The sequence below is a fragment of the Ferrimonas futtsuensis DSM 18154 genome, assembly GCF_000422645.1.
GTDB classification, from domain to species: domain Bacteria; phylum Pseudomonadota; class Gammaproteobacteria; order Enterobacterales; family Shewanellaceae; genus Ferrimonas; species Ferrimonas futtsuensis.
Map to the genome: position 1 here is coordinate 1 of NZ_AUGL01000006.1, position 13780 is coordinate 13780.

General features: G+C 54.9%; 13 protein-coding genes. 10 read left to right on the forward strand and 3 right to left on the reverse strand.

What is annotated here, in order from left to right; translation table 11 throughout:
* From G505_RS23235 to G505_RS0103775, 10 genes are all read left to right on the forward strand, one after another.
* A partial coding sequence (locus G505_RS23235; RefSeq protein ID WP_211219927.1) for a hypothetical protein occupies nucleotides 1-186 on the forward strand: 186 nt, incomplete at its 5' end.
* A gap of 218 nt (nucleotides 187-404) precedes the next feature.
* Nucleotides 405-941 (forward strand): hypothetical protein, encoded by a 537-nt coding sequence (locus G505_RS0103735; protein ID WP_028108361.1) that lies wholly within the window; start codon nucleotides 405-407, stop codon nucleotides 939-941.
* Nucleotides 942-1611: 670 nt separating this feature from the next.
* Entirely contained in the window at nucleotides 1612-2835 is a 1224-nt protein-coding gene (gene gltS / locus G505_RS0103740; RefSeq protein ID WP_028108362.1) for a sodium/glutamate symporter, read from the forward strand.
* Between the two features lie 339 nt (nucleotides 2836-3174).
* On the forward strand, nucleotides 3175-3765 hold the full coding sequence (locus tag G505_RS0103745; RefSeq protein WP_028108363.1) for a DUF6624 domain-containing protein: 591 nt from the start codon (nucleotides 3175-3177) through the stop codon (nucleotides 3763-3765).
* A gap of 136 nt (nucleotides 3766-3901) precedes the next feature.
* Nucleotides 3902-4375, forward strand: a complete 474-nt coding sequence (locus G505_RS22305; RefSeq protein ID WP_051215871.1) for a GNAT family N-acetyltransferase — start codon at nucleotides 3902-3904, stop codon at nucleotides 4373-4375.
* Between the two features lie 145 nt (nucleotides 4376-4520).
* A complete protein-coding gene (locus G505_RS20510) occupies nucleotides 4521-5966 on the forward strand; it encodes a hypothetical protein (protein WP_051215872.1) in 1446 nt (481 codons plus the stop codon).
* Between the two features lie 143 nt (nucleotides 5967-6109).
* Complete coding sequence (locus G505_RS20515; protein WP_051215873.1) at nucleotides 6110-6652, forward strand: SixA phosphatase family protein; 543 nt, start codon at nucleotides 6110-6112, stop codon at nucleotides 6650-6652.
* A 336-nt stretch (nucleotides 6653-6988) separates the two neighbouring features.
* The gene (ardA, locus tag G505_RS0103765; protein WP_028108364.1) at nucleotides 6989-8512 is read left to right on the forward strand and encodes an acrylate reductase flavoprotein subunit ArdA; all 1524 of its coding nucleotides are present in this window, start codon (nucleotides 6989-6991) and stop codon (nucleotides 8510-8512) included.
* 129 nt (nucleotides 8513-8641) lie between these two features.
* Nucleotides 8642-8941: a cytochrome c3 family protein gene (locus G505_RS0103770; protein WP_157509053.1), complete on the forward strand. Its 300-nt coding sequence runs from the start codon at nucleotides 8642-8644 to the stop codon at nucleotides 8939-8941.
* 156 nt (nucleotides 8942-9097) lie between these two features.
* Complete coding sequence (locus G505_RS0103775) at nucleotides 9098-10141, forward strand: DcaP family trimeric outer membrane transporter (RefSeq protein ID WP_028108366.1); 1044 nt, start codon at nucleotides 9098-9100, stop codon at nucleotides 10139-10141.
* A 574-nt stretch (nucleotides 10142-10715) separates the two neighbouring features.
* On the opposite strand, the gene G505_RS0103780 is transcribed toward G505_RS0103775, so the two are convergent.
* From G505_RS0103780 to norV, 3 genes are all read right to left on the reverse strand, one after another.
* Complete coding sequence (locus G505_RS0103780) at nucleotides 10716-11051, reverse strand: TehB family protein (protein ID WP_028108367.1); 336 nt, start codon at nucleotides 11049-11051, stop codon at nucleotides 10716-10718.
* A 70-nt stretch (nucleotides 11052-11121) separates the two neighbouring features.
* Entirely contained in the window at nucleotides 11122-12264 is a 1143-nt protein-coding gene (gene norW, locus G505_RS0103785; protein WP_028108368.1) for an NADH:flavorubredoxin reductase NorW, read from the reverse strand.
* On the reverse strand, nucleotides 12261-13733 hold the full coding sequence (gene norV / locus G505_RS0103790) for an anaerobic nitric oxide reductase flavorubredoxin (protein WP_028108369.1): 1473 nt from the start codon (nucleotides 13731-13733) through the stop codon (nucleotides 12261-12263). The genes norW and norV overlap by 4 nt, the downstream gene beginning before the upstream one ends.
* Nucleotides 13734-13780 lie beyond the last annotated feature (47 nt).

Genomic DNA, 13780 nt, shown 5'->3' on the forward strand with positions numbered 1-13780 from the left:
ACCGACAGCGGCCCCATCAACACAATGATGGCGTTACTCCTGTTCAAGCCGAGAATCGGTCTAACTTACTGTCCGGAATTAGTTGACCACTACATAGGGCCGGGTAATACTGCTCTTTGCTTAAGAGCGGCTATTTGTCATCCGCGCGTCTTTTTTATTGGTATGCCGATAAACAGGGCTGTCTGATGCTACGTTGGTCGCCTCGATGATTAACAGACCGAATAAACGTTTACCAAGAGCCTGTGCTGGTACGCTTTGACGGTTACCTCTTGCCTGGTCATAAGTCGATGTGAAATATCCGCCATTGATTTTCTATAAAATCACTCATTGGTTTAAGTGAACAGCAATGTTTGGTCGTTATCTACCTAGAGAAGCTTCGGCTAACTATCTGGAGGATAACGAGAATGCCCCTTGGGTTATGGCGAAGGATGCAGGCCGGCCTGGCGATGTTTGTGGTCGCGGCCAGCATGACCGTGCTCGTTATCTATCTGCAGGACCATAAGGGGCCGAGACAATGGTGTGCCAGGCAGGGGTGTCTTTCCCAGCAGTGGGTGGGGGTAGCCGAGCGTGTGGTGGCCAGTGAACTCTATGTCCAGGCGAACGATCCGGCGCAGCTTCTGAACCTGTTTTTATCGGACCTCGGTTCTCTCCAGCATCAGAAGGGCGCCGTGTATCAGTTCCTCCTCCTCACCCTCGATAAGGATCCCAGGTTTGCCGCCATCGCCTCGGCCATGCTGCTCAATGGATATCGGACGGATTGGAAGTTTGCCCAGGAAAGTCAGCTAAAGGCTGCGGTGATGGAGTACTGGCACGACCATCCCGGAGACGGGTATTGGCAGGCGATGCTCACCGGTGCGGCTCCCAGACCAAACTGGTCACCCACACAGCTGGACGCCTGGGCGCGACACCATGGCCAATCAGAGTACAAAAGTGCGGACTAGCGCCAGGGTTTCGCTCGAAACTCAGGCTGGGCTGACTCATTTTTGAAAGCGCCACACCGTTTTGAGGTAGGAAAATAAGAGGAAGTGGCTAAAGAGTGCGCGGTTGATTGCTGATAAGTTAGATTCCGCCAGCCAGATCAACTATTTCAGCTCAACTTATCTTGTCGCAACCTGATGATAACCTCTGGATTACGTCGCTTCCTCGGCAATGTCTGAATTCCGGTTCTGTTTCGGCCGAACAGCGTTGATATTCAAGCCATCTCGGGCCGTAGCATAAAAACCGGCGCTGTTCTCATTGTTGGCATTCTGGCAACAGTGGTTTTAACAAGGCACTGACAGCGACTGGCTTTTCAAATTAATTAATGATCGGGGGTGGCAACTTTAACCCAGCAAACTCAACATGCACAACAGCCTGAAACCGCCCCGCCTAAGCGATTTCGACACATTTGGCAAGATGGTGCACAGGATTCTCAGGAGGTAAAATTGGCCTCATGATTGAAACTATCCTCCAGCTTCATTTCCGCGGTTGTGGTTAGACACAAGCCTTGACTGCGTCTTAGGGAATTTTGTCCCTTTACCCCTAATTGGTGACACTCCTGGCACTGGGTCGTACAGAACTCAGGGCATTGATCCCAATTGGCAGTTCAATACGACTTAAAAAGACAAACCCATGAACTCAGTGATTGTAATTAACGAACTGGAATCTCTGATGATCGCCATTGTGGTGTTGTTTCTTGGCTATTTCATCAATGGCCGGGTGGCAGTACTGAGGCGATATAACATTCCAGAGCCCATAGTCGGTGGACTGATTGTGGCCTCGGCCATCGCCTTAGCCCACCGCTGTGGCGTCGACTTTCAGTTTAGCCTGGCGATCAAGAGCACTCTGATGAAGATGTTCTTTGCCACCGTAGGCCTGGCGGCCAGCTTTAAACTCCTGGCTCAGGGAGGGTCCAGGGTGTTCCTGTTCCTGGGTTTGGCCACGGTGTTCATTCTGATTCAAAACGGCGTCGGTGTTGGCCTTAGCTCAATGCTGGGGCTGGACCCTTTGCTCGGACTGGTGGTGGGCTCCATTACCCTGTCCGGGGGCCATGGTACCGGTGCGGCCTGGGCTCAAACCTTTGCCAGCGAGTTCGGCCTGCAGACCCTGGAGCTGTCCATGGCCTCCGCCACCTTTGGTCTGGTGATGGGCGGTATCATCGGTGGCCCTGTGGCTCAGAGACTGATCCGTAAGCACGCGCTCAAGTCCTCTTTCGGCGAAGGCGAGAACCACCATCTGGAACATCCGGATCTGGTGACCTACAGCGATCATGAGCAGGACCGAATTACCTCCAAGAACAGCATTGAGGTGTTATTCATTCTGCTGCTTTGTGTGGCCAGTGCGGCTCACATCAAAGGCTACGTGGATGGGTTGGGCATCGACTGGTTGCGCATTCCCGACTTCGTATACGCGCTGTTCGTTGGGGTGGTGATCACCAATCTGTGTGAGGCCACCGGTATCTACAAGATCAACAACGAAACCGTTGATGCTCTGGGCACCATCTCACTGTCGCTGTTCCTGGCGATGGCCCTGATGAGTCTCAAATTGTGGGAACTGCTGGACCTGGCCTTGCCCATGCTGGTGATACTCTGTGCCCAGACGGCGATTCTGGCGCTGTTTGCCTACTTTGTGACTTTCAAGGTGATGGGCGGCAACTATGACGCAGCCATCATCTCAGGTGGCCACTGTGGCTTTGGCATGGGGGCCACGCCGACGGCGGTGATGAACATGGGGTCCCTGGTGTCCCACCATGGTCCCTCGCCCCAGGCCTTTATGGTGGTGCCCGTGGTCGGGGCCTTCTTCATCGATCTGACCAACCTCATTGTGCTTCAGACCTACGTCAGTCTGATTCGCTGAGCCAATGTGGACTCGGGAAAAGCCAGCATTTGCTGGCTTTTTTTATGAGGTTGCTTACTCCGCCGGGTGGCAGGTTACCCAGGGTGACTGGCTTACCCCGCGTTTGAATTTCGAAATGATGATTCCAGTGGACGGATAATCTATCCACGTGCTTAAGTACAAAGAACCAGGCGCCACAGGTAAAGCATGAGATCCATCTCAAATTGATCCCCGGGTTCACTTAATACTCAAGGGTGAAGTTGAAACCAGACTTTAATCGGTGACATGCTGATGCGTGCGTGATGCATAATGAGTGATGCGGATGCTGATTGAATTCATTGAACAAGGAGAGTTCAGACAGTGCGTATTCTAATTTGGTTTCTTGCTTTTCCTTTTGCAGCCATTGCCGATGTTGATGTTCAACTACAAGCAGAACTGATGGCGATGAAGGAGCAGGACCAACAGCTGCGGCAAGAAGTTGGCAGAGCCGGTTGGCAACACGCGCCCAAAGCCATACTGGAGCAGCTCTCACGCATCGATAAAGAGAATTCAGATAGGCTCGAAGCCATCGCGCAGGAGTTAGGGTGGCCAACCAAGTCTTTGGTTGGTGAAGACGGCGTGGGGGCGGCTTTTCTCATCGTGCAGCACTCTCCAAACCTGGCGTTTAAAAAACGAATGCTTGCCAGTATAACCACCTCCTATCGCAATGGTGACGGAATCTCCGGACAGGAGGTGGCCCTGCTGACGGATCGAATCCTTGTGGCCAAAGGAGAAAAGCAGCGCTTTGGAACCCAGGCGGAGTTGACTGATGGCAAGGTCATTCTCTATCCCATCGAGGACGAAGCCAATGTCGACAAGCGCCGCAGTGAGATGAATATGCCGCCGCTGAAGGACTACATGAGACTGATGGAGCAGGCGTACGGCATTAAGGACCCGGCCGACGCGAAATGACGGCGACACGGGAACCAGTTGGTTAAACCTGTTACGCAGCGCCTTGTTCTGCGCAGATCACCTTGCTAGCATTTTCGGCCTTTCGATTTTTGGCAATCCTCAACAGTGCCTTCTGAAACATAAAAGGTTCAGCAGTATGATTCATTCCCTCTCGATACGAGATGGCCAAGTGGCTGATGCCAGGGCGGTGCAGGCCATCGCGGGTCCCATTATGGAGAGTTTCGGTCTGGTGCCCGATTTCGATGTCCTGGACTATGAACTTGGGCATTTTGGACAGGGGTATCAGGGTGCCATCGCTCAGCTGGTGGCTTGTGTGGATGACCTGGTTATCGGTTCGGCGATCCTCAAGGAGTATGGCGACGAGCTTGCCAAGCTGACCGGTTTTTACGTCTGTGGCGGCTATCGGGGAATGGGGGCCGGGCAGCGTTTGCTCACCGAAGTGATTCGGCGGGCGAATGACCGTGGCTGTCGCGCTATCTACCTGGAGACTTGGGACAAGATGGAGGCCGCCACGGCGTTGTACAAACGCCTGGGGTGGCAAAAGGTAAAAGATCTGCACCCGGACAGTGGTGCCGAGCGCGGTTATCTGCTTGAGCTTCAGCCAAGCTAGAGCACTCTCCCTCTCTCGCTATTGGTATGGCCGTGTCGACCGTATTTAGGTCTGTAATTTCTGAATGGGGTGACAAAGGCATGAGGGCTTAACGTGCTAGAATAAAGGGGTATAAACAGACGTTGATAAGAATTTTCGAGGTTAAGTGTCAAAAATTGTAGTTAAGCAAGAGGAATCGCAATCCCTCAAGGTTGTTCACCAGATGAGCAACGGTAAGCACCGCCGAATTGACCTGTACTTTATGCTGCCCAAGGATATGGGCGTCAACCCTCAAAACCTGGATGCCGGGGCGTATTGTCACAGCGCGGTGATTGGACGCCGCTCCTACTATTCAACCGGACTGCATCTGCCTTTGGTGCAGGGGCGCTTTGCCAGCCTGAAAAAGCGCACTGTCGAAGAGTTCCGGTTATACCTCAACCTTTTTGCCTATCAGTTTTCCATTGCGATCGAAACCGACAGTAAAGAGTTGGCGCAGATCAAAGAGGCTGAGGAGTTTTATCCGGCTCTGACCGAACTGTGTGACATTGTCAGCCAGCTCCTTAAGAAGTTTCGCCGTAACGAGCCGAGCGAACCGAAGTGGAAGCACTATTTCGAGAACGCAGACAACTACCTTTCCTGGTTCTGTGAGCAGCGGCTGTTGAAGCTGTTGTCTCACGCACCGAGAAGCAGTGAATACAATGCTGAGGTTGAACAGGTGGTGGCGCTGTGCCGTGCCGAGAGTGCTTATCGAGATAATAAGAAATACAACTCGGAGCAAACTAAGGACGACCCTAACCGAATTTCCAACAAGATGCTTTTGCTCAGGCGTTTGATTCAACAGGGCGTGGTGCTCAAGGAGGAGTTGAAGATCCTGGGCGTGGGGCTGAAGAAACTCACCACTGGCATTGCAACCGGGCTGATCATGTTGATTGTATCGGCGCTGATCATCAAAGCCCAGGGCGTGTTGAGTGGGCTTTCCCTGGCCTTAATACTGACGCTGGCCGTGATCTACGCTTTTCGCGAGATCTTCAAAGACGATCTTCGTAAAGCCCTGTGGCGCCGGATTCAGAAGGGAAGGCCCAAGTGGAGCAGAGTGTTACGGGATACCACCAGCCAGGCCGTAATTGGACGCCAGTTGATTTGGGCAGACTTCATCAACAACAGGGATCTGCCGGACGTGGTGAATAACATATTGCGTCGCCGTCACAGTCAAAACAGGGTGGACGCCGAGATCCTGCATTACGCCATCAGCTCAAGGATTTCACAGAAAGAGTTCCTGGCGGGGTATTCGACCATCCAGGAGCAGATAAACTTCAGCCTGGTGCCCTTTGCTCGTTATCTTGAGCGCGGCAAAGCCAAGATCTACAAAGAGCTCGATGGCAAAGTCAGCAGCGATTCTGTGGAGCGCCGTTATCAAATCAATTTGATCGTGATGATGAGAGATAACAAAGAACCCCCCTGTTTTGCCCGTTATAAGATCACCATGAATCGTTCTCAGATAGTAGATATTTCCGAGAGCGGACTGCCGGAGGGGATTGCGCCCATTCCCTTGGAGTCAATGCCGCAGCCTGGTCATCCTGTCGATGTGAAAACAAAGCAGCAGCTCCCCTGAACGCGCGGAGCTGAACCGATAGGCACAAACCACCCAGCCCGGAAGGGGAGCGCGTCCATTTTCTCTCTTTCTCATCAACGGTTGCCTTAGCTGCCGTGGCGATGAGATTCTGTGCCCCGACTTCGCAAAATTAGGACAATGGGATGTTGAAAGGAATCCAAAACTGGCTGCTGCTGGTGCTGGCCGTTGCGCAATGTGGTTTTGGGGGCAGCGCCACGGCCCATGAGACTGTTTCCGTTAAACCTGCTTTGACGGTGTTTCTGGTGCGCCACAGTGAAAAGGAGCCTGGCAAGGATCCGGCGTTGACCCCAGAGGGGCAGGGGAGAGCGCAATCCCTGGCCGGGCTGCTCAGCAGTGTGCGGCTGGATGGCATTTACTCCACCGATTATCGCCGCACCCGTGAGACGGCCGAACCAACAGCCGATGAGCAGGGGCTGCCCGTTTCTTTTTACTCTCCAAGAGAGCTCAAGCAGTTTGCTGAACAGCTGAAACTTCGCGGCGGCAAGGTGTTGGTGGTAGGGCACAGCAATACCACCCCACAACTGGTGTCTCTGCTGGGCGGTGAAGCCGGGGATCCGATAGATGAAAAGCACGAATTTGATCGCTTATACCTTCTCCAACAGAATAACAGGGGCCAGATGTCTACTGTGGTGCACCGCATCGGACAGAACGTTATTTTTAAATGAGACCATCTGGTATTAAATAACTATTCTAGATAGCTGCAGTCATTGTTATCCCTATCTAAAGGCAATGGTGGCTGCAGTTTCTGTGATCAATAATAAAGCCTGATATGTGCTGTTTGAAATAGATTAATTTAGTGGCGCAAGTGATTGAATGTCTTTGGCGAAATTAATGCACGCCACTCATGTTCAAGTATGCAAAATTAATTCAAATAGTGATTTGACTCTAAAGTTTGACCCTGTAACCCCCCTGTAACCGATAACGGTCGACATCCTCGCAATTTGGAATTGGTTCCAACACTACGATAACACTCGATTAACTAAAACAAGGGTGAGAACCAAATGAGTAAAGTTAATATGCTAGGACGCCGTAATTTCATTAAGGGGCTGGGTGCAGCCGGTGCCGTAATGGCAGCGCCTGCCATGGCAACCTCTGTCAGCGCCAAAGGTGTGAAGTGGGATGAGACTGTAGAAATCGCCATCATCGGCTCCGGTTTCGCCGGCCTGGCCGCGGGCATCGAAGCGGCCCGTCAAGGCTGTAAGTCAGTCACCATCTTCGAAAAGATGCCCGTTTACGGTGGCAACTCCGCCATCAACGGCGGTCTGTTCGCTGCGCCTCAAACGCCCATGCAGAAAGAGAAGGGCGTTGAAGACTCTGTCGATCGCATGGTGAATGACGGCCTGAAAGCCGGCCGTGGTATTGCCGATGAAGCTCTGCTGCGTCACGTGGCGTCTCACGCCATGGAAGCGCTGCAGATGACCATCGACGCCGGTGCCGAATTCCACCCCTACCTGCAGCAGCTGGGTGGCCACTCTGTACCTCGTACCTACCAGACCACCGTCAGCTGTGGCGCCGGGATTACCCAGCCTCTGCTGCATGAGTGCCGCAAGATGGGCGTGAACATGGTGTCTCGCACCAAGTTTACAGGCTTCATCCTGGATGATGCTGGCAAGGTTGTCGGTGTGCGCCTGAACCAGGGGTACTACTTCGAAGACGAAGATGCCGGTGTGGAGAAAGAGATCAACGTTCGCGCCACCCGCGGCGTGATCATGGCCACCGGTGGTTTCGCTCAGAACGTCGACCTGCGTATGGCTCAGGATCCGACTCTGACCGCCGAAGTAGGCTGCACCAATGCCAAGGGTGCCACCGGTGAAGGCATGTTCGAGATGTTCCGTCTGGGTGCCATCCCGGTGCACATGGCGCACATCCAGTCCGGTCCTTGGGCGTCCCCGGATGAGGGTGGTTTTGGCTATGTGTCCAACTACTCCATCTTCAACTTCCCCCACTCCATTGCGGTTAACCGCATGACCGGTAAGCGTTTCATGAACGAAATCGCTGACCGTAAGACCCGTGCCGATGCCGAACTGGCCTGTCGTGATGCCGAAGGCAAGCCTCTGCCTCCCATCATGATCACCAGCTACGAGCACGCCAAGCAGCACCCCAACTGCAAGAAGGTACTGAAGTACGGCGTAGGCTGGAAGTTCGACTCCCTGGAAGAGCTGGCCAAGCACTTCGACGTGCCTCTGAAGCCTCTGCAGGAGCAGATTGAAGAGTACAACGGCTACGTGAAGAGCGGTAACGACGAGCAGTTCGGTAAGAACATGGGCAAAGCCAAAGGTAAGTACCTGAAAGCGCCCTTCACCGTGGTTCGTCTGTGGCCCAAGGTTCACTACTGCCAGGGCGGTGTTCAGATCAACACCAAGGCCGAGGTGAAAGACTCCTTCACCGGTCAGCGCATCGAAGGCCTGTACGCCGCGGGCGAAGTGGCCGGTGGCATGCACGGTGTGAGCCGTCTGGGTAGCTGCTCCATTCCAGATTGCATGGTGATGGGCATGACTGCTGCTCGCAGCATCATGGGCGCCTGAGTCAATAACGGAATTAATGAGGATTAGATGATGAAAAAGTTAATGACCCTGGCCGCGGTTGCTGCTCTGCTGGCAAGTACTCACGTTGCTGCTGAGATCAAGGCTGACGCTTCCCTGACCGATCAAGGTATGATGGACGGTCGCACCTACCACCAGAAGTTCTACAAGAAGGACAACTGTAAGGTGTGTCACGGCACCAACGCGCCCTCGGTTCGTCCTGCGGATGACGCCTGCCTGAAGTGCCACAAGGTGGACAAGCTGGCGAAGAAGACCGCTCGTAAGGACCAGGAGGAGCTGTGGCAGAACCCTCACAACAACCTGCACTACGGCAAAGAGACGCCTTGCACCGTGTGCCACGGTGAGCACGAAGCCAAACAGCCGCTGTGTAACGACTGTCACACCTTCAAGTTTACCAAGCATAAGCAGTAATGTTTGATGGCAGGGGGGGCATCTCCCTGCCTTTTAAACCTGTCTATATCCAGCTTCCAATAACTGAATACAGATCATCACAGTGATTCTGTAGTGGCCTCCCTGTGCCCAAATGCTGAAGCTGGGAACAAAAATTAAATGTTCGGGATGAATATTATGTCTGCTATTAACACTCTGAAAAATGCGATGGTTCTTGGCTCTCTGGCTGCTGTTAGCCTGCCTGCTGTGGCCGGTTACGAAATTGAACTGAATGACAACGATAAGCTGATCTTCGGCGGTTACATCAAGGCCGATGTCCGTTATGTAGACGGGGATGTGGCCTATAAGGACCAGTGGACAGGCGGCGGCACCCCCCTGGAGGAGAGCGCCTCTCAGATCCGCATCTTCGCCAACGAAACCCGTTTCAACACCAAGTACATTCATGGTGATCTGGTGGGCTTTATCGAGATGGATTTCTTCGGCGGCGGTGGTAATCAGGTGATCTCCAACTCCCTGAACCCCCGCATGCGCCACGCGTTTGTTAAATACAAAAACGTCACCGCCGGTCAGACCTGGTCCACCTTCATGAACACCAGTGCCATCGGTGAAACCGCGGACTTTGGCAGCACCATGATGGGGATCTCCTTTATTCGTCAAGGCCAGATCCGTTACACCCACGGCGGCCTGCAGCTGTCCATTGAGAACCCGGAGAGCTTCGGTGGCGACACCGCCAACGACAAGCTGCCGGACTTCGTTGCCAAGTACACCTTCAAAGGCGATTGGGGTAACGTCTCTGTGGCCGGTCTGGCGCGTCAACTGAACACCACTGGTGGTGAAACCGAAAATGCCATGGGCTTCTCCATTGCCGGTCGTATCAACACCTTCGGCAAAGACGACCTGCGCTTCCAGGTGCACAAGGGTGAGCTGGGCCGCTACGTAGGGACTGCGGCGGTGAAGGATCTGGTGGGTGAAGAGGTGGAAGACACCACCGCGTACAACGTCGCTTACCGTCATTTCTGGAACGAGACTGTACGCACCACGCTGATCTATGGCCACATCGAAGGTGATGTTTCCGGAAACGAAACCAGCCAGTGGGGAATTAACCTGTTTAAGAACTTCACCAAGGAGCTGGCGATGGGTCTGGAAGTGGGTAACTACGCCATTGACCATGAGGATGTTGACTCCATGTACGGTCAGTTCTCCGTTCGTTACGCGTTGTAATTAAAAGGTCGTCTCGGGCACCTGGTGACTCCTGAAGGTGCTCGAGAATGGGTGAGAGTTTTTTCGTTTATCAGTTTGAGTGCCTACCAGGTGTTAACACACGAATTTATTCGGACTGGTTTTTTATCAGGGGAGGCAACTCAGATTTTGGAACGGATTACTAAAGTACTCTAATTATAAGGCTCAGTTTGGTTGTCATTTTGCGAGTACGCCCGAGCCTGTAGCGTTTCATATCACCCTCCGACCATTGGCCTGGTATTCAGGCAGAATTCCGCCCTCTGGGCGGAATTTTTTATGCGTGTCGAGTTGGCACCGGAATGCCGTGAAATAAGACAGCATTGGGCAAGCTTTTCTGGCAGTGAAAGCGCTCGTTCGCTGCGAATTGAGCCCAAGCGATCCGCTGATTAAGAAAGGAAGTATCTGACCCGCTGTCGACAAGATTGGCATTCACCCCTGAGAGGGATGACTGGCGTGTTGGTGGCGATTGATGATCGTCCAACGGCAAGACTGCGCCAGGCTTCAGGGAGTATTGCCAAAAGCCTGGCGTTGGGGAAGAGGCCGTTGTCGCCTGAGGCTATCGGGCGTTAAACAATGGCTTATCGCCTTTGTCCTTTTCAGACCAGAAGTTGATGTTGAACTGGGCGTCGTCGGACAGTTCGATGCGATGCCAATACTGGGGTGGACTGGTGGCGAAGCTGCCCGCCTTAATCACCACCGTCATCTCGTGCTCGGTGGCATCCTTGTCCGGGAAGCCGAAGTAGGTGACTTCTCCCTCCATCACACACAGCTGACCGAACACCCCTTCGGCAGTGCTGTGGTGGCTGAGCAGGGCAGCGGGCACGTTTTCCTTGGTGAAAAACGGGGTGGAGCGTTGAATGGTCCAGTGTGCAGGGATGCGTAAATGGCTCATGGGTAACCTCACTACGTTATCTTGGGTTGTGCCGTCAGGCACAGTTCACGTTCGAAACCAGGTTGTCGTGTCAGCTGACGGGCAACTGCCTCATCAGCGGGAAGGCGTTCTTCATATGCTGCTCAGTGGTGACAAAGCCGATGAGCCTCTGCTGGGTGTCGAAGGCACTGGCGGTCATGCCGTCGGCGTCCACCTTGACCTCCCACTGAGCATCGGCGTTGCCGGTGTCTCCGGCAAGCTGTATCGGCAGCTGTGGCGTTTTTACCTTTACCAGGGTGTTGGCCCGAATCGCATCGGTGGGCTGCCCCAACAGGGTCTTTGCCAGGGCACTGGCGGCCAACAGGGTGGGCTGCAGGTAGGGGTGCAGTTGACCGTCCCGCTCGGCGCAGTCCCCCAGGGCAAACACCCCGGCCACATTGGTGCGCAGCTGGCTGTCCACCACGATCCCCTGGTTTACCGCTAGCCCGGCTTGCCGGGCCAGTTGCACATTGGGGCGCAGGCCAATGGCCGCCACCACGGCATCCACACTGTGCTGCTGGCCATTGGACAAGGTGACTCTGTAACCCCGATCCTGGGCGACCGCCTGTTGCACCTGGGTACCCAGCTCAAAGCGCACCGGCATCTCGTCCATGCAGCGATAGAGGCGGCTGGCGATAAACTCCGGTAACAGGCGCGGCAGCAGTTGCGGGGCCATGTCGGTCAGCACCAACTGTTTGTCGGCACTGGCCAGATCCATAGCCAGCTCGGTGCCGATGAGGCCGGCACCGATCACCAACACCGATCGGGCCTCGGCCAGGCGCTGCTGGTGCTGTTGGTACTCCTCCAGCCCATTGAGGGTGATGATGTCGCCACCCATCAGACCGTCAATGACGGGCACCATGGCGCGGGCACCTGTGGCCAGCACCAGTTGTCCATAGCCCAGGCTCTGATCGGCCAACTCCAGCCGGTGCTGAGCGGGATCGATGCGCTCGACAGTTTGCCTGGCCAGCAGGGTGATGCGTTGCTGTTCGGCAAACTCTGCCCCGGTGAGCTTCACCAGTTCGGCGGCGCTCTGGCTGCGGCTGACCACATGACTGAGATCCGGCTTGTTGTATTCATGACCTTCGTCGGCGGTGACCACGGTAATGGGGCAGTCGCTGTCGAGTTTGCGCAGGGACTTCACCAGTTGATAGGCGGCAAAGCCGCTGCCGATGATAACGATGGGGGCTTTCATGCGGCGTCCTCCTGGCGGGCGATGGCTTCGAACACTCCTTTACCCAGGCCGCACTCGGGGCACAGGAAGGTGTCGGGTACCTGATCCCAAGGGGTGCCAGGCTCTACCCCTTGATTAGGCTCGCCGAGGGCCGGGTCGTAGACCCATTGGCAAACGGTGCAGAGCATGGAGGCTTCTGAGATTGATGCAGGCCCTTGCGCCGCTTCCGACCTCTGACTTTGGGGCAGGGCAGAAGGCGTTGTTTGGGTGGGCTGCTGAGTTTCATCAAGCGGGTGCAGGGCCCATTGACGCGCTACCTGGCGCCCGTGCTCGCGGCACGCCTTCAGCGCCTGGCCATCGGGCTTCCATTTGGTCTTGAGGCTGGGCAGAGTGTCGAAGCCAGCGTCGGTGAGACGGGCGTGGATGCGGTCGACGGCGCCGCCGTTCCAACCGAAGCTGCCGAACGCCCCGGCTTTTTTGTTCTTGAAGCGCAGGCCGGTGATCTCTTCCAGCATGCCGGCGACCTTGGGCATCATCACGTTGTTCATGGTGGAGGATCCCACCAGCACCCCTTTGGAGCGGAACAGGTTGGCCAGGATCTCATTCTTGTCCTGACGGGACACGTTGAACACCTTCACCGCCATACCGGGGTCGACGTCGTGAATCCCCTGAGCGATGGCGTCGGCCATCATCCGGGTGTTGCCGGACATGGTGTCGTAGAACAGGGTGATGCGGTCCTCCTGGTAGTCGCTGGCCCACTCCAGGTATTTCTCGATGATCTGCACCGGGTTGTCGCGCCAGACGATGCCGTGGGAGGTGGCGATCATGTCCACCGGCAGGTTCAGGCTCAGCACCTCTTTGATCTTGGCCACCACCAGGGCGCTGAAAGGGGTGAGGATGTTGGAGTAGTAGCGCAGGCACTGCTCATACAGCTCGGCCTGGTCCACTTCGTCGTTAAACAACCGCTCGTCGCAGTAGTGCTGGCCGAAGGCGTCATTGGAAAACAGCACCGCGTCGCCGGTCATGTAGGTCATCATGCTGTCAGGCCAGTGCAGCATCGGCGCCTCAACGAACACCAGCTGCTTGCCGTTGCCCAGATCCAGGCTGTTGCCGGTCTTCACCGGCTGGAAATTCCAGTCGGGCCGGTGGTGATGGCCGGTGATGGAATCGATGGCGTTCTCGGTGCAGTAGATGGGGGTACCGGGTATTTTCTCCAGCAGGGCCGCCAGGGCACCGGCGTGGTCCTCTTCGGCGTGGTTGATCACTATGGCGTCGATCTGGCCGAGGTCCACTTCCATTGCCAGGTTCTGAATAAACTCCTGGCTGAAGCGGTGGTCGACGGTGTCGATCAGTACGGTTTTCTCTTCCCGGATCAGGTAGCTGTTGTAACTGGTGCCCTTAGTCATCTTGTATTCGGTGCCGTGGAAGTCCTGCACCTCCCAGTCTCTCTGTCCTACCCAGTGGATGTTGTTCTTAACGTGGATTGCCATGAAGCCGTACCTCAAAATCGGAAAATCATTTTTTCAAACTGAGTGAG

Excerpts from the sequence above, each read along its gene's own strand:
- gltS (WP_028108362.1), top strand. The coding sequence starts at position 1,612 with ATGAACTCAGTGATTGTAATTAACGAACTGGAATCTCTGATGATCGCC.
- G505_RS20515 (WP_051215873.1), top strand. The coding sequence starts at position 6,110 with ATGTTGAAAGGAATCCAAAACTGGCTGCTGCTGGTGCTGGCCGTTGCG.
- ardA (WP_028108364.1), top strand. The coding sequence starts at position 6,989 with ATGAGTAAAGTTAATATGCTAGGACGCCGTAATTTCATTAAGGGGCTG.
- G505_RS0103780 (WP_028108367.1), bottom strand. The coding sequence starts at position 11,051 with ATGAGCCATTTACGCATCCCTGCACACTGGACCATTCAACGCTCCACC.
- G505_RS0103775 (WP_028108366.1), top strand. The coding sequence starts at position 9,098 with ATGTCTGCTATTAACACTCTGAAAAATGCGATGGTTCTTGGCTCTCTG.
- G505_RS0103770 (WP_157509053.1), top strand. The coding sequence starts at position 8,642 with ATGATGGACGGTCGCACCTACCACCAGAAGTTCTACAAGAAGGACAAC.
- norW (WP_028108368.1), bottom strand. The coding sequence starts at position 12,264 with ATGAAAGCCCCCATCGTTATCATCGGCAGCGGCTTTGCCGCCTATCAA.
- norV (WP_028108369.1), bottom strand. The coding sequence starts at position 13,733 with ATGGCAATCCACGTTAAGAACAACATCCACTGGGTAGGACAGAGAGAC.
- G505_RS0103735 (WP_028108361.1), top strand. The coding sequence starts at position 405 with ATGCCCCTTGGGTTATGGCGAAGGATGCAGGCCGGCCTGGCGATGTTT.
- G505_RS22305 (WP_051215871.1), top strand. The coding sequence starts at position 3,902 with ATGATTCATTCCCTCTCGATACGAGATGGCCAAGTGGCTGATGCCAGG.